Source organism: Rummeliibacillus suwonensis (assembly GCF_007896435.1).
GTDB classification, from domain to species: Bacteria; Bacillota; Bacilli; order Bacillales_A; family Planococcaceae; genus Rummeliibacillus; species Rummeliibacillus suwonensis.
The window spans coordinates 2,523,896-2,541,267 of record NZ_VCBL01000001.1 but is presented as its reverse complement, the minus strand read 5'-3'; the positions used below and the strand labels follow the sequence as shown (position 1 = coordinate 2,541,267).

Sequence of the window (17,372 nt, the reverse complement as noted above, 5' to 3'; positions counted from 1 at the left end):
TAAAAATAGTCCCCCTCATTTTGTAGAATCATGTAATATTTTAGTGTTTTTTATAAATATGGAACCTTCCTCGTTCGAAATTCGTAATTGTATTATAGAGAAGAAAAGGAGGTATTTAATTGAAAAAGAGGATAGCAGTATTTTTTACATGTATAATTTTATTTTTAGCTATATTCCCAGCCTTCTCATTAAATGTGTCTGCAAAATCAAATTTAGATGTTAGGGTAAGCGCAGGTTTTGATAATAAGGGAAAAGATACAAAAGGACTACCGGTTTTGTTGACTGTTACAAATAAAGGAGATGCGTTTTCAGGTGATATTGTTATTGACAGTCAACAAGGATATTCTGGCGGCATGGGAATCGTTACACCATTAGAAATAGGAGCTAATGAAACAAAAACGATTAAAATCATGCTAGATTATTTTTCAACTCAGTATTCGAATGGTATATCTTCAAACAAAATGATTCATATTTACGATGAAAATTGGAAAACAGGCAAGGAAATTAGTTTTACCGGCGATGATGTGATTAAACCACAAATGTATGAAAGAGAAAGTACATTCGTGTTGACGTTTACGAATAGCATCGATCGTTTATCTGTCCTTTCTAAATTGGCAACAAACAATTCTACGGAAATCATTCATCTTGGTCAAATAAAACAAGACTTGATCCCTACAACTGCGAGTGCTTGGTCGGTCGCTGATATTGTAGTTGTGGACGAGTATTCGATTGCATCTTTAAAGGAAGAAGAACAACAATCTTTACTCGAATGGGTGAAGTTAGGTGGAACAATCGTTATTGGAGCTTCTGATAATTTAGATGGGGAAATTGGAATATTTAAAAATGATTTACCGTTATCGTTAAATGATCAAACAAGGATGATTTCATCCAAGGATATCCAAAAATCAATAAAAGGTGTCAAACTTTCTAATGATGTTATGACTTATGCGGCTCAAAAAGCGGATAAAGAAGCAAAAACAGTGTTAGAAGTTGACCAGCAAATTTTAGCTGCAAAACGTACTCTGGGGAATGGACAAATTATTCAAACAACCTTTTCTTTAGGCGATGAACCACTTTCAATGGAAAAGGACTATGAGCCATTATTACAAAAGGTTATTCCTATTAATGCCATTAGTAATATGAAGACAGATCCTCAGTATACGAATTTTATCGAAGGTGATACATATGCGAATGAATTGTTTCCTACGTTCCAAGTATCAACAATATTATTAATCATCATCATTATTATTTATATTGTCATTGTAGGACCACTTTTGTATTTTATTTTAAAAAAGAAAGACAAGAGGGAGTATGCTTGGTGGATTATTCCAGCACTTTCACTTTTTATATCTATTTTAGTATTTGCTTATGGCGCAAAGGATCGCCTATCAAAGCCGCAAATTCAACAATCTGCTGTATATGAAATAGATGAAGATGATAGTCTGAATGGCTATTTTATAAATTCATTATTAACCAATCGAAGTGGAGATTTTACATTTGCCCTCTCACCGAATAGTACGGCGACTTTGTTACGTAATTTCGATACAGGAGGAGTTATTCATAAACAAGGAATATTAGAACAATTCCAAAACGAAAAAAGGGTTACTATACGTAATAATCGATATTGGTCTGTCTCCACTATAGCTGGGCAGTTGCAAATGCAGAATATAGGTAGCTTTAATATAGATTTAGAGGTAGAGGACAGCGTATTAAAAGGGAATATCACAAATAATTTACCTTATACAGTAAAGGATGTATCCATTTGGTATGGTAGTCAATGGCTAAAACTAGGTACGATAAAGCCTGAACAAACACTAAAAGTAACTCAAACAATAAATGGTGCCCTATTACTACCTGCTATGCCAGTTACAACAAATTATTCAAGTCAAGTGAAGAATAAGGACGATATTATAAAAAGTCGTCAGCAAATGCTAAAGTATTCTGCTTATGATTTAATCGCAAATAAGGAGCAGCCTGCACTTGTTGGTTGGGTAGATGAATCTATTACACCCATTTCTTTGAAAAATAGTAAAGCTGATATGTCCTCTATCAACTTGGTTGTTCAAAGCTTTAGTCCCAAAACCAATTTATCGGGCGAGTTCGTATTACCTGCGAATTCGATGAGTGCCGATATTTATTCTACTTCGAATTCAGGCTATGCAGAGAGGGATTTGGAAAACAGTTCAATCTGGCATATCGAAGAGGGGACATATGATTTTGTATGGACGATACCAGACATGTTGCAAAACAAAAAAATCGCTTGGACAGAATTACAATTAGCTAACACGGATACAAAAAATCTTTTGCTTCAAATTTTTAATGTAAAAACATCAAGTTATGAGGAGATCAATGATGGACGATTTACATTAACGAAAAATATTAAAGATTATATTTCGAATGATGGTCAAGTGAAATTTAAACTAGAAAGGAAAATGTCTGATGATCCAAGTACGACAATTCCTTCCTTACAATTAAAAGGGGAGGTTAAACCATGATCGAAATCAAAGGGTTAACAAAAAAGTATGGCTCCTTTTATGCATTACACGGTCTGGATCTTACCATAAAAGAGGGGATCGTTTTTGGCTTTGTTGGTGCGAATGGTGCTGGTAAATCAACGACGTTTTCAATCCTTTCAACATTATTGCAGCCAACAGATGGAGAAGCGTATATAAATGGTATCAGCGTAACACAAAATCCTGAAGAAGTTCGTAAGCTGATTGGATATATGCCTGACTTTTTTGGAGTTTATGATCAATTGAAGGCTGAGGAGTATTTAGATTTCTTTGGATCTAGCTATGGGATACCTGCAGAACAAAGGGAGAAATTGATTCCTCAATTATTAGAACTGGTGAACTTGTCACATAAACGCTATGAATATGTCGATGTATTGTCTAGAGGGATGAAGCAACGGCTTTGCCTTGCTCGAACATTGATCCATGATCCGAAGGTGTTAATATTAGATGAACCTGCATCAGGTCTTGATCCAAGAGCCCGAGTAGAAATGCGTGACATTTTGAAACAGTTAAAAGAGATGGGCAAAACTATTTTGATTTCATCGCATATTCTTCCAGAGCTTGCAGAAATGTGTGACGAAATAGGTGTTATTGATAGTGGAAAGCTAATAGCACATGGCTCAGTAGCTGAAATCCAAGCACAGATAATGGGCGAGAAGTTTATCTCGGTCAAATATCAAGCGGGTTATGATATGAATTTAGCAAAACAATTTTTTGAGGAAAATCCATTTGTCTCCTCTATTGAAGTAATCGATCAAAAAATAAAATTCAGATTCAATGGTTCAGATGAGGAACAAATGAAACTATTGAGGAAAATGGTCGAAATGGATCTACCGATACTTTCCTTTGCAGAAGATGAGAAGGATTTAGAAGATGTCTTCATGGCAATAACGGAGGAGGTAGAGAAAATATGAAATCAACATTTAAAAATCCCGTTTTAATAAAGGAATTGAAGCTTCGTTTCCGTTCATTTAAAAGCTTTGCAGGGATCCTATTTTATTTACTTGTATTGAGTGTGTTTGTTTTTGGGTTTATCTTTATTTCCACGAATTTTACAGGGAACGGTTTTATTAATCCGGAACAAAGTGTGCTTTTGTTTGGCATGTTGACCTATGTACAATTGGCATTGATTTTATTTATCACACCAGGGTTGACTGCAGGCGCCATTAGTACGGAACGTGAAAAACAGACTTTGAATATTTTGCTTACTTCTTCTCAAAGTTCGTTTCAAATCATTTTTGGGAAAATGAGTTCTTCCATCATTTTTTTACTGTTATTACTTATTGCAGGGTTACCACTTTATAGTCTCGTTTTCCTATTTGGTGGCATTTCACCTGGACAGCTACTCATTATATTTGCCTTTTTGATCGTAACAATGCTAGCCATTGCAAGTATTGGTGTGATGTTTTCAACGTTAATTCGAAAAACAATCCTTTCGATGATTTCGACGTATGGAGCCATGTTATTTTTAACAGGGATTACGGCATTTTTCTTTGTCATTGGTATTAGCACGATGGGAAATTCTTCATTGCCAAATCATGATCCTGCGCCTTTTTCACATTTTTGGGCAATGATTAATCCAATCGCTTTGATGTTAACATTGATCACACCAGAAATGTCAGACTCACTGTTTGAAATAACAAAAATACATTTTCCGGTTTGGGCTGGATATCTCATTTTTTATATGGCGATCACGATCATTTGTTTATTGATTTCCGTGAAAAAGCTACGTGTCAATATGAGAAAGAAAAAATAAAGGAGGGCAACAAATGAGTAAACGTAGTCAAATAGCAAGAGCAGTCCAAAAAGCTCGATACAGTATGATGGTTGAATATTTTTTGAAGAATAGTCAACGTATGATTGCTTACATATTGTTATTGGCTTTCATCATCATGTTTGTTTCTCGTTTTTTTGTTCTTCCTTTTTATCAAGAAATGACGATCGGAATAGCTGCTATAACATTTTGTATGGCAGCTTTCTATTTATGGTGGAAACGTCCAACCAAAAAACAGACTTTAAATGTTTTGGATGATTATTTCCCTGATAATTTACTGCGTACCGTTTATTCGATGGAGGATTTGAATTCACCTCTAGCGCAGCAGCTCATCATCCAAACGGAGAAAATAGCGGCAGATGCAGTCGTTGAATATAACAAACGTAAAAAGAATTTATGGCGTACAAAGTCGATTACAGCGAGCATAGCCCTGATTTTAGGAATATCGTTACTGTCATTATTTCCCTCTTCTTCGCAGCAATATGCTAATACTGTAAAAGAAGAAAAACGTATAACAGCAGACATGAAAAAGACAGTCAAGGATATGGAGAAGAGAGCGGAAACAAAAGAAACGAAAAAATCGATGGAAGAGCTTCGAAAGGAATTGAAAAAATCAAAAACAACGGAAGAAGCATTACAAGCACTTGTCAAAAAGCAAAAAGAATTAGCGATTCAAAAACAAAAACTGGAGGATAAGGAAGCATCAACTGAAAAAGGTTTATCAAAAGAGGAGCAGCAGCAGTTACAAGATTTAACCAAAACAGTAGCATCGCTTTCAAAAGAAGCTGTACAAACCCAAAAAGCATTGAATCAATCTGGAACATCGATCAGTCCGAATTTACAGCTTGCTCTTAATCAGTCGATGCAATCTGATCCAACAGCAACGGAAAATAGCAATCAAACTTCACAAACGAATACAAATAGTACAGCAAACAATAATCAAAACGCTACCCAAAATCATTCATCCTCATCTTCACAATCAAATAATCAAAGTTCAGCTAATGGTCAAAAACAAGGCAACAATCAAAATAATGGCAATGGTAGTGGCAATCAAAACGGTAATGGAAATAGTAATAGTAATGGAAATAGTGATGGCAATGGGGGCAGCAATGGCTCAGGAAATTCTAGTGACTTAGGAAATGGTACTAAAAAAAGTCTTGGGTCTGGTGCAGGTTTGGGGAATGGCAATCGAGATTTAGTAGCGATTCCTAATCGTATTGGTGAAAAAGGAAAAACAACGACTGATAGGGGCAAGTTAAGTGATGGTGATCCCCAATCTATTCAACAAAGCGACAATGGAAAAGTTGCCAAGGGATCCGTTCGTTCATACAAAGAAGTGATCGGCAATTATAAGGATTCTTATATGCAAACAACAGAGCGATTGCAACTTCCGGGAGAGCTACATCAAATCGTACAAAAATATTTTTCATCGGTGGAGAAATAGTAGGAGGAATGACGATGGCACACACTGCTGAGCAATACGAACAAATAAGTGAACAACTGGAGCAGGTAAGACAAGAAATCGGTCGTTATATTGTTGGGCAAGAGGAGACGATTGATTTCGTACTATATGCAATATTGGCGGATGGTCATGCGCTATTAGAAGGCCTTCCTGGACTAGGGAAAACCATGCTTATTCGCACCATTTCAAAGGTTTTAGATTTATCCTTTACGCGGATACAATTCACACCAGATTTAATGCCGACAGATATTACAGGTACAAGCGTAATAGAAAGAATGCCTGATGGAACATTGCATTTTAAATTTCAAGAAGGCCCCATTTTTAGCCAAATGGTATTAGCCGATGAGATCAACCGTGCAACGCCTAAAACGCAAAGTGCATTGCTTGAAGCGATGGGGGAAAAAACGGTGACGGTTCTAGGCGATACGAAGCAAATGGCAAAACCGTTTTTTGTTTTAGCCACTCAAAATCCTATTGAAATGGAAGGAACATATCCACTTCCAGAAGCTCAAATGGACCGTTTCTTATGTAAAATTCACGTTCCAAGTCCAACGAAAAATGAATTAATGGAAATTATGAAAAGGACGACTGGTGCAAATCATGTTGAACTGGAAAAGAAATTATCAGCTGAACAATTGGTCGATATACAACAAATGGTGAAGGAAGTTATTATTGCGGAGGATATGCTGGAATATGCAGTTGACTTAGTCGTTGCGACGCATCCAGATCAATCAACTGCACCCGAGATGATTCGCCAATATGTGGAATATGGAAGTGGTCCGCGGGGATTACAAAGTATGATAAAGCTAGCTAAATCAAGAGCCTTAGTGCATGGACGTTTCCATGTTTCAATTGCGGATATTAAAACGGTGGCAAAACCTGCCCTACGCCATCGCATATTGCTAAATTATGAAGGCGAGGCTACAGGACTCCAAACTGATGAAGTCATCGACCAACTAATCGAATCCATACAGCAAGGAAAACTGATATGAATAAGGCGAAAACTGCATTATCACCAGAATGGAGCAGCAGAATTCGTCGTTACAGCTTACAGAGCAAATCTAGAATTCGTGGTCAACATAAAGGGTCACATCGTTCAAAATATTTGGGCTCATCCTTAGAATTTTCCGATTTCAGAGAATATCATCCCGGAGATGATGTGCGTCAGTTGGACTGGAATGTATTAGCAAGAACTGAAAAATATTTTATCAAACGATTTTTAGATGAGCAGGAAATGCGTGTTCATATTTTATTGGATACGACAAAATCAATGGCACAAAGAGAAAAATGGAAAGTAGCCAAACAATTAACTGTGGCTTTGGGAAGTATGGTGCTGAACAAAGACGATCATTTATCTTTTAGCTATGTTAACAATACAACTTTACCGCCATTTAGAAAAAAAGGAGCAAGGTTTCAAAAAGCCTTTGAACAGGCAGTAGCAAAGCTTGAAAAACCGGATACAAAGGGGAATTTTGCTCGTAACGCATTGACAGTCATACCAAAGGATTTGACCGTTCTGATCATTATCTCTGATGGCTTGGAGCATCTAGAAGAATGGCAAATATTTTTTAAACAACTACCCAAATTAGCGGGAGATGTACGCTTTTTACAGCTACAAACCGCTGAAGAAATGGCTCCATCTTATACAGGAGATGTGCAATTAGTAGATATGGAAACGAAAGAGCCATTAAACGTTTCGATGTCACAAGCTGTTCTTACTTCCTATCAACAAATGCGCATGGCACATCAAAAGCAATTAGAGGCATTGTGCCATCAATATGGCATTGCTTTTTTATCGATAAAAGTGAATGATGGGATACAACATATTTTATTTCAGCAGTTGACGAAAGCCTATTGGATACGGTGAGGTGATGTAAATGGGTATTTCGAACTTGGCATTTCTATGGACGATCGTTTTTCCACTGATTGTCATCATCTATTATTTTTTTCGTAAAAAATATAGTGTGCAGGAAGTTTCTTCAACCCTTTTTTGGAGAGAAGTGATGAAAGAAACGAAAGTATCTCCATATTTACAACATTTACAACGTAATACATTATTTTATCTACAAATGCTGTTATTCCTTTTCATGATATTGACATTACTTCAACCTTATATAAAATCGAAAGCTATAGCTGGTGAACAAATTATTTGGGTAGTAGATACATCTGCATCGATGCTTGTGGATGATGGGAAACAATCCGTCTTTGAAAAGTACAAGCAAGAAATGCATACGTTGTCCAAACAACTCGGTGGCAAATCTGTAACCATCATTACAGTCGATGCAGAGCCTAAAATTTTATTACGTGATGAGCAAAAAATAGCAACTATCCAGAAAGCTATTGATGAATTACAGGTTACATATGGTCATGAAAATTGGTCGAATACAATGGATTTTCTACAAAGTATTATTGAAAAAAAATCAACAGCTGTCTATATTTTTACAGATGCCATGGATCGTAAACAATTACCGACGCGTACTAAAAATGTGAAGTGGATTGTACGAGGGACAGACCACAAGTATCAAAATATTTCACTTCAACGATTTGGAGCCATTCAGTCAGAAAAAGGCGTCCAAGCGATCGCTCAAATTGACAATCAAACGAAAAAGAATCAGCAAGCTACACTCAAAGTATATGATGCAAACAATAAGTTGATGGCAGAAAAGAATGTCAGTCTGAAAGCAGGTCAAGTAACAAAAACGGTACTAAATGATTTAGAGATGACCACGGCATTAACAGCAAAGTTGACTGTCAATGATGAATATACAGCAGACCAGTCAATGAGTGCACTACTTGCAACTGACCAGTCACGGATCTATGTGGATCAATCACTGCATCAGCTAGTTTTCAAAGCATTTCAATCCATCGATCCAGCGACAAGCACGATTACTTCTAAACAATTGAAAACGATTCAAGGACGTAATTTACTGGTAACAAATCAAACACAGTTTTTAAAGCAAACGCAAAATCCAGTATTACTTATTGGGAGGGATGATCAAAAAGCTTTTCCAGTTCAAGGAAATATAAAAGCAATTGATCAAAACCTTTTTTCATATGCACCCATTGATGATATCTATGTAGAAAAACTTTATCCTGAAGTACAAAATGCTAAAACGTTAGCAACAATAGATGACAAACCATTGATCCAGCAAACAAAAAATGGGCATATCGTCGTTTTAACAGATTTGCAAATGACGGACTGGGCCCTACATCCCTCATTTCCACTTTTTTTATGGAACGTCAAGGAGAAGCTAACAGCAACGGAAAGTCAGCTTGGTACATTTAAACCTGGAGAAAAAAGAGTTATTTCATTACCAAATAGCCCAAAAAACTATGATATTTACTCAGCAGACAACGAATATATCACTACGCTAACGGATAACGGAAGTTTTGTAGCTCCAGCAAAGCCAGGGCTATATTATGCTAAATCTGATGGTGATGATGCATTCTATTTCATCGTAGCGCTTGAGCAGCAAGAAAAAACATTGTCTGAAGGAACTACCTTCCAATATGGAGAAGTTTCAAAAAAAGATACAATAGCGAAAGATGATTCGGTTTTTAGTACAATTCTCATCATCATGATACTTGGTTTACTTATAGCAGAATGGGAGGTGCAGCGTCGATATGGATTTACGAATTGATCAACCTCTTTGGCTATTATTAGCCATTCCTATTGCTGTGTATATGATTTGGTTTTTAAAAAAGAAAACCTTACAAAAACGTGAGCATTGGGTAATCTTTTCCTTACGATTATTAGCGATTTTTTGTTTACTATTGGCCATTACAAGACCTTATATTTCGCTACCTATTCAAGAACAACAAATTGTTTTCCTAGTGGACCGCTCCGCCTCATTGGAAGGAACAGAGTCAGAAGTGGCATCTTGGATTGAAGAAGGTTTAAAGGCAAAAAAAGATTCTCAAAGCATCGGCGTTTATAGTTTTGCGAAGGGGATACAAACAGATGTAGGAGTAACAAACGAAATCATACAAATCCCTAAATGGCAGGATGTATCGAACCCTAATGAAACTAATATAGCAAGTGCATTGCAATTGACGACGAATATGCTACAAAAAAATAAGGCAACGCGTGTTGTGCTGCTTTCTGATGGTATAGAAACCTCAGGCAATATAGAGAATCAACTAAATTATTTTAAGAATAATGGGATCCAAATCGACACTGTTCAACTGACCAATGATCAATTGAAGGATGCAGCCATTGCAGATTTTCAAACACCGAATATTGCTTATAAGGGTGAAGAACAACAATTACAAGTGCAGATTGAGGCTTCTGAGGAAACAAAGGGAAAACTATTCATCGCTTTAAATGATCAAACAATTGCGGAGAAAAATGTTTCTTTAGATGCAGGAAAAAATACAATCACTTTCAAACATATCAGCAAAAAAGAAGGATTATTAAAATATGAAGCTACACTCAAGGTAGCCGATGATGCATTTTTAGAAAATAATAAATGGACGAGTGTTACAACTGTAGAAGGGACACCTCGTGTTTTACTTGTTCATGCAAATGATCGATCAACCTCTTTATCTAAACTAATCGGAAAAAAAGAGCTTACAGTGAAAACAGTCGCAGCTTCTGAATTGCCATCTTCCCAAACATCGTACTTGCAGTATGATGCGATTATTTTTGATAATGTCCCCGGTCATGAAGTTGGGGAAGCAAAAATGAGGATGATTGAACAGGCGGTTAAGAACTTTGGTGTTGGCTTTATGATGACGGGCGGAGATAACAGCTATGGTTTAGGAGGATATTTTCAAACACCTATTGAACAGGTTTTGCCTGTTGAGATGGAGGTAAAGAGTAAAGAGCAGCTCCCCTCTTTAGGGCTAGTGATCGTAATGGATCGTTCAGGTAGTATGGCAGGCAACAAAATAGAATTGGCAAAGGAAGCGGCAGTGCGTTCAGTAGAGTTACTTCAAAAAGATGATACATTTGGCTTTATCGCTTTTGATAGTAGTCCATGGAATATTATCGATACAGCTCCCTTGAAAAATAAAAAGCAAGCGATAAAAGATATTTTATCTATTAGTCCTGATGGTGGAACAGAGATCTTTCAATCACTTCAAATGGCTTACAACCAATTAAAGCCATTAAAGCTTCAAAGAAAGCATATTATTTTATTGACAGATGGTCAATCTGCAACGAATCGTTCATATGAACAGCTTATTGAAGAAGGAAAACAATCCAATATTACATTATCGACGGTTGCAATTGGTCATGATGCAGATCGTCTTTTATTGAAAGACCTTGCACATTTTGGAACGGGGCGTTTTTATGATGTTTCAGATGAAGAAACGATCCCTTCTATTTTATCACGTGAAACATCAATGATGACAAGAACCTATATTGAGGACCATCCATTTTATCCAGTAATTACATCTGGTGCTCCGTGGGATTCGTTATTTGCTGAAGGGGTACCACAAATGAATGCTTACATTGCGACTACAGCAAAACAAACAGCAAAGGTGATTGCAAAAAGCAAAAAAGATGATCCGGTACTTGCAGAATGGAACTATGGACTTGGAAAATCAATTGCCTATACATCTGATACATCTGGAAAATGGGCGGGTGATTGGGCTCGCTGGAGTGAATGGTCAACATTTTGGCATACAGCGGTTTCTGAACTTCTTCCTTCATATGACGAGGTGCCCTATTCGATTACCCAGCAATCGGATGGTTCCTATTTAGTGACAGATGCAGCGCATAAATCAGCATTTATGGATATTTCAGTAGTAGATGATGAAGGAAAAAAAGTAGAAACAACAGAAGAAACGGTAGCCCCTGGGAAAAGCAAAGTTTATATCGACCGTCAACCAGGGCTTGTTTATTTCAGTATTACCAATGCTGAAAATGGTATGTACAAAGCAGGTGTAACGATTCCTTACAGTAAGGAATACCAGCTACAACAGCCAAATACAGCGTTACTTCAGAACATTGCTAACGCTACTGGCGGAAAAGTTTTGAAAAATTCGAGTGAGGCTTTTCGAAAGCTTCCCAATAATAGCTTCGATCAACAAGGAATGATGATTTGGTTAATTTTCATAGCGATGATCCTATTGTTTATAGATATTACATTGAGAAGATTTGGATGGCAGAAAATTCGAGGATTGCTGAGCAAAAGCAAACATAACAATGGAAGGAAAAAGGACGACAGCCATCAATTAGATGTCGATGTGTTATTAAAGAATAAGAGAAAATAGGGGCTAGGCGTGGTCGACAATCCATAAAGTGGAGACATGGAGTTTTTCGCTTCCTATTGATCTCGGCTTTTTTTCCTAATTAACTTAATAAGCGGCATTTCTCTTTCTTTGAGAATGCCGCTTATTATTTTCTATCATTAGTGAGCTGAGAATGATTTTTTGTTCCAGATAAAGGTGATGAAATAACAAACGATTAAGATGACTGTACCAAGGATAAATGGAATATTTATATGCCAGTCCAATAATGTTCCAGCAATTGCTGGTCCGATCATATTTCCAAGGCTCATATAAGCATTGTTCATCCCTGCAGCGTATCCCTGCTCCTGACCTGCCACTTTTGAAATAAGTGTATTTACAGCTGGACGGATTAAGGTTGTAGCCGTTTGGAATAGAGTTGCCACAAGTAGGATTAAAAAGAAACGATTGACGAAGATCATTCCTAGCATCGAGAAGGCAGCAGCAATCAGGCTGTATAGAATAATATTCATCTCACCAAAACGTTCAAACAAGCGGTTGAGTAGTAAACCTTGCACAATGACTCCGATAAAGCCGCCAACTGTCATCACGATAGCAATATCATTTGGTGTATAGTCGAACTTATTCGTTAAAAACATGGATAATGTCGCTTGGAAATTTGCAATTCCAAATGAGAATACGAAGACAGCAATTAATAATACAAAATAGGGTGTCCGAACTGAACGAATCATTTGTTTAATAATATTCTTATCAGTTGGCGCTTCCTTGGAAGTTGGTACTGTTTTTGGCAAAAAGAGCAATGACAAAATCCCTGCAATAATAGCAGCAATACCCGCTACAAAGAACGGAAAGTGTAAGTTGACATTGGAGAGTGCTCCTCCAATTCCTGGTCCTATCATAAAGCCAAAGGAAATGGCTGCACCGATTATGCCCATCGTTTTACCACGTTTGTCAATTGTTGAAATATCAGCAGCATATGCCATAATCGGAGGAACGATAAAAGCAGATCCTACACCAGTTAAAAAACGTAAAATAAACAATTCCCACAAATCTGTAGCTAATCCAAATAAAATTTGGCTAGTACCGTTGAGGATCAAGCCAAAAATAATCAATTTTTTTCTTCCGATTCGATCTGACAAGCCACCGGCAATCGGAGAGAAGATAAATTGGGCAAAAGCAATAATAGATATTAAATAACCTAGTACTTTCGCTGTTGCTCCAAATTCTTTCAAAAAGTTTGGCATAATTGGAATAATTAAGCCAATAGCACTCATAGTGATAAACATGTTGAAGATTAATAGGAAGAGTGCTAATTTATTGTTTTTCTTCATATAGTCTATGTTTCTCCTTGTTTATTTCGTATAGCTCAAATTATATCGTTTGTATGTTCGCTATTCAATTAAATCAACCTATGACGCATTACATCTAGGCTAGAAGTGTTAAAGATGGGACTGCTCATATCGTTTATCACGTATTACGTGCAGTAAACTTTATACTTAAAAATCCAGTAAAAAGCAAAAGAAGTCTGGCTCGATTCTTAAAGTGGGTGCCCTCCTTCATATTTGCTAAAAAAATAGTAGTACAAACTACGTTGGTAGGTTTTGTACTACTAAAGCCAGTGTATTCTATTTGTTTTGGCAAATGCCGCTTGTTCTTAACGAATAGACATTTTAAATTTCAAGAATAATTCGTTGTATTCACCAATTTTTTCTTTCCCTAAATTTTTATATACATGAAGTTTACTGCGAATTTCTTTGGAAGGGTAATACCGTTCATCATGAACAACTTCCGGATCGAGTAATTTTAACGCTGCTTTGTTAGGTGTGGAGTAACCTACATAATCGGCATTTTGAGCAGCTACTTTAGGATCCAACATGAAGTTGATAAACTGATGAGCACCATCTATGTTCTTGGCTGTTTTGGGAATAACCATATTATCAAACCATAAATTTGAGCCTTCTTCAGGAACGCTGTATGTTAAATCTTCGTTTTCATACATCATATCAGCGGCTTGACCTGACCAGGTTAATGCTGCTTCAGCATCGCCGTTGATCATCAGCTGTGTGACTTCATCTCCTATAACGGCCTTCACATTGGGCGCCATTTTGATCAGTTTTTGAGTAGCGGCATTTAGCTCATCACTATCTGTTGAGTTAAGGGATTTTCCCATACTATTTAAACCTACACCCATTACTTCGCGTGCACTATCAACTAAGATGATTTTCCCCTTTAAAGAGGGGTCCCACAGATCATTCCAACTGTTAAAGTCATATCCCTTTAACAGTTTTGTATTATAAACAATTCCAACCGTGCCCCAAAAATAAGGGATAGAGTATTCGTTCTTTTTATCAAAATCAAGATTTAAAAAATCAGCATCCATATTTTTGAAATTTGGGATTTTAGAATGATCAATTTTTTTCAATAGATGACGTTCTTTCATTTGCTCGATGGCATATTCTGACGGTACGGCAATATCGTAGTTTGTCCCACCTTGCTCGATTTTTGTCATCATTGCTTCATTCGAATCAAATGTTTCATATATGACATGAATGCCTGTTTCTTTTTCAAACTTTTTCAGTAAAGCTGGATCAATGTATTCTCCCCAGTTATAGACGGTTAATATGTTTTTCCCGGATTTACCTGTAGTTGTATCCATAGCATGTGCAGTGTACATAAGAATACCACATACAAGTAGAATACCAATGGTTGCTCGCACTAGTGATTTCATTTATGAGCCCCCGTTCTTGTTTGATGATTGATGATAAAGTAATAGCCTAATACAAGGATTAATGTGACAAATAGCACCAAACCGGAGATTGCATTCACTGTTAAAGAAACTCCAGCTCTAGCCATTGAGTATATTTCAACAGATAAAGTACTAAATCCATTACCAGTGACAAAGAAGGTTACAGCAAAATCATCCAATGAGTAAGTGAGAGCCATAAAGAAACCTGCGAAAATCCCAGGCTTGATAAATGGTAAAATAACTCGTGTCAATACATCTCGGCGGCTAGCACCTAAATCCAATGCTGCATCAATCAATGATGAACTCATTTCTTGCAACTTGGGCAAAACCATTAGGACAACGATGGGAATACTAAATGCTGCATGAGAAAGTAAAACAGAAGCAAAGCCTAATTTAATGCCAACCATTGTAAATAATATTAAAAATGAAGCGCCAATAATAACATCTGGGCTGACAATGAGAATATTATTTAATGATAACACCATATTTCGAAGTTTACGATTACGTATGGCAACGATCCCAATCGAACCAAGCGTGCCAATGATGGTTGAGATTAAAGCAGATAATAGTGCGACCACAATTGTATTGATCAAAATCACCATCAATCTTGAATCGTTAAAAACATCGGAATAGTGACTGAATGTAAAGGATTTAAAATTTGTCATAGAGTCGCCACTATTGAAAGAATAAAACACTAAGAATAGAATCGGTGCATAAAGAACAACAAAGACAAAAGATAAATAGAGCTTTGCTTTTTTACTGAGTTTTTCCATGACGTGATGCCCCCTTCCGTTTTTCACCCGTAAAGAGCATGATGATAAACATAAAGATGATCAAGAATACAGCGATTGTCGAACCCATTCCCCAATTTTGTGTTACTAAGAATTGCTCTTCAATTGCAGTACCGAGTGTAATGACACGGTTACCAGCGATCAAGCGAGTAATCATAAAAAGAGAAAGGGAAGGTATGAATACGGCTTGAACGCCAGATTTGATCCCATTCATTGTCAAAGGGATAATGATTCTACGTAATGTTGTAAATTTAGAAGCCCCCAAATCACGTGCTGCATCGATCAATGCAGGGTTTAGTTTATCAAGCGCATTGAAAATCGGTAAGATCATAAAGGGAATAAAGATATATACAGCTACAAAAACAAAGGCGAAATCTGTAAACAAAATTTGCTGATTGGGTAAACCTATTGCTTGGACAAAAGCATTAATCGGTCCTTTATTGCCGAAAATACCGATAAATGCATATGTTTTTAATAATAGATTGATCCACGAAGGAATAATGATTAAGATCAACCAAAGCTGCTTATGCTTTAATTTTGTAATGAGATAAGCCGCTGGATAAGATACGAATAATGAAAATAATGTGATTAGAAACGCATACCAAAATGAACTTAACGTCATTTTCAGATAAACACTTGTAAAAAAGTTCGTATAATTATTTAAAGTAAAGTGACCGTTTAAATCTAGCAATGAATAATAGACGACTAAAAGAATTGGTGCAATAACAAATAAGAGAATCCAAATATAGTAGGGGATAAGTGAAAATAAATTCCCTTTTCTACGCATGATTTTCTTCTCCATAAGATTCTAATCGTCTATCAAAATCTTCTTCCGATTCGTTTAATCGCATAACGTGAATAGCTTCGGGATCAAAGTCTAAGCCGATTTCTGCACCAACATCTGCTTTTTTCAATGAATGTACAAGCCATTCGTTACCATCCTGATCATAGGTTGAAAGTTCATAATGGACGCCACGGAAAAGCTGGGTATCTACTGTAACAACAAGTTTCCCATGCTCAACACTAGTGATTTCTAAATCTTCTGGACGAATCACAATATCCACTTTTTCATTTGGATTAAGCCCCTTGTCCACACATTCAAAGGTTTTATCAGTAAAAGTGACCTCAAAGTCTTTTACCATGATTCCCGGTACAATATTCGATTCACCGATGAAATCAGCTACAAAACGATTGATCGGTTCATCGTAAATATCAACTGGAGAGCCGCTTTGTTGAATATGTCCTTCATTCAAGACAAAGATTTCATCTGACATTGCTAACGCTTCCTCTTGATCATGTGTAACAAATACAAATGTTTTGCCTAAACGTTGTTGTAATTCCCGAAGTTCATATTGCATTTCTGTACGAAGCTTTAAATCTAGCGCAGAGAGTGGTTCATCTAATAGGATGATTTCAGGATCGTTCACAATAGCTCTTGCAATCGCAACACGTTGACGTTGCCCTCCAGACATTTCAGAGATCTCTCTTTCGTTGTAACCAGTTAAGTTGACAAATTTTAAGGCTTCTTCTACTCTTTTGATAATTTCTGCTTCATTTATTTTTTTAATACGTAAACCAAATGCAACATTCTCAAAGACATTTAAGTGCGGAAAAAGTGCATAGTCTTGGAATACGGTGTTAACTTGGCGTTCATTCGCAGGAACGTTATTAATCTTTTTACCGTTAAAATAAATATCGCCATTGGTTGGTTCCATGAAACCTGCGATAAGACGTAAGATCGTTGTTTTGCCGCAGCCTGATGGACCAAGTAAAGTATAGAATTTCCCCCGTTCCATTTCAAAGCTTATATCCTTCAATACAACAGTTCCGTCATTATAAGATTTGGAAACATGATCAAAGCGAATAATTGTGTTTTCTGACATTTACTGAC

13 protein-coding genes are annotated in these 17,372 nt (G+C 36.7%); 8 read left to right on the top strand and 5 right to left on the bottom strand.

Annotated elements, in window-relative coordinates:
* Positions 1–119 precede the first annotated feature (119 nt).
* From FEU33_RS11630 to FEU33_RS11595, 8 genes are read left to right on the top strand one after another with little or no spacing between them, the layout of a single operon-like run.
* Complete coding sequence (locus FEU33_RS11630) at positions 120–2,495, top strand: hypothetical protein (RefSeq protein WP_146549529.1); 2,376 nt, start codon at positions 120–122, stop codon at positions 2,493–2,495.
* Positions 2,492–3,427, top strand: a complete 936-nt coding sequence (locus FEU33_RS11625; RefSeq protein ID WP_146549528.1) for an ABC transporter ATP-binding protein — start codon at positions 2,492–2,494, stop codon at positions 3,425–3,427. Before FEU33_RS11630 ends, FEU33_RS11625 begins: the two co-directional genes overlap by 4 nt.
* Positions 3,424–4,269, top strand: a complete 846-nt coding sequence (locus tag FEU33_RS11620; RefSeq protein WP_146549527.1) for an ABC transporter permease — start codon at positions 3,424–3,426, stop codon at positions 4,267–4,269. The genes FEU33_RS11625 and FEU33_RS11620 overlap by 4 nt, the downstream gene beginning before the upstream one ends.
* A 13-nt stretch (positions 4,270–4,282) precedes the next feature.
* Positions 4,283–5,731: a lipocalin/fatty-acid binding family protein gene (locus FEU33_RS11615; RefSeq protein WP_146549526.1), complete on the top strand. Its 1,449-nt coding sequence runs from the start codon at positions 4,283–4,285 to the stop codon at positions 5,729–5,731.
* 14 nt (positions 5,732–5,745) lie between these two features.
* On the top strand, positions 5,746–6,741 hold the full coding sequence (locus FEU33_RS11610) for an AAA family ATPase (protein ID WP_146549525.1): 996 nt from the start codon (positions 5,746–5,748) through the stop codon (positions 6,739–6,741).
* A complete protein-coding gene (locus FEU33_RS11605; RefSeq protein WP_146549524.1) occupies positions 6,738–7,616 on the top strand; it encodes a DUF58 domain-containing protein in 879 nt (292 codons plus the stop codon). The genes FEU33_RS11610 and FEU33_RS11605 overlap by 4 nt, the downstream gene beginning before the upstream one ends.
* Before the next feature lie 10 nt (positions 7,617–7,626).
* Positions 7,627–9,390 (top strand): vWA domain-containing protein, encoded by a 1,764-nt coding sequence (locus tag FEU33_RS11600; RefSeq protein WP_146549523.1) that lies wholly within the window; start codon positions 7,627–7,629, stop codon positions 9,388–9,390.
* Positions 9,374–11,968, top strand: a complete 2,595-nt coding sequence (locus FEU33_RS11595; protein WP_146549522.1) for a VWA domain-containing protein — start codon at positions 9,374–9,376, stop codon at positions 11,966–11,968. The genes FEU33_RS11600 and FEU33_RS11595 overlap by 17 nt, the downstream gene beginning before the upstream one ends.
* 137 nt (positions 11,969–12,105) lie before the next feature.
* Here FEU33_RS11595 and FEU33_RS11590 read toward each other — a convergent pair whose 3' ends face one another.
* The 5 genes from FEU33_RS11590 to FEU33_RS11570 form a co-directional block, all read right to left on the bottom strand.
* Positions 12,106–13,275, bottom strand: coding sequence for an MFS transporter (locus FEU33_RS11590; RefSeq protein WP_146549521.1), 1,170 nt, complete (start codon positions 13,273–13,275; stop codon positions 12,106–12,108).
* 323 nt (positions 13,276–13,598) lie between these two features.
* Positions 13,599–14,672: an ABC transporter substrate-binding protein gene (locus FEU33_RS11585; protein ID WP_146549520.1), complete on the bottom strand. Its 1,074-nt coding sequence runs from the start codon at positions 14,670–14,672 to the stop codon at positions 13,599–13,601.
* Positions 14,669–15,463: an ABC transporter permease gene (locus FEU33_RS11580; RefSeq protein ID WP_146549519.1), complete on the bottom strand. Its 795-nt coding sequence runs from the start codon at positions 15,461–15,463 to the stop codon at positions 14,669–14,671. The genes FEU33_RS11585 and FEU33_RS11580 overlap by 4 nt, the downstream gene beginning before the upstream one ends.
* Positions 15,447–16,268 (bottom strand): ABC transporter permease, encoded by an 822-nt coding sequence (locus FEU33_RS11575; RefSeq protein ID WP_146549518.1) that lies wholly within the window; start codon positions 16,266–16,268, stop codon positions 15,447–15,449. The genes FEU33_RS11580 and FEU33_RS11575 overlap by 17 nt, the downstream gene beginning before the upstream one ends.
* Positions 16,261–17,364, bottom strand: coding sequence for an ABC transporter ATP-binding protein (locus FEU33_RS11570; RefSeq protein WP_146549517.1), 1,104 nt, complete (start codon positions 17,362–17,364; stop codon positions 16,261–16,263). Before FEU33_RS11570 ends, FEU33_RS11575 begins: the two co-directional genes overlap by 8 nt.
* Positions 17,365–17,372 lie beyond the last annotated feature (8 nt).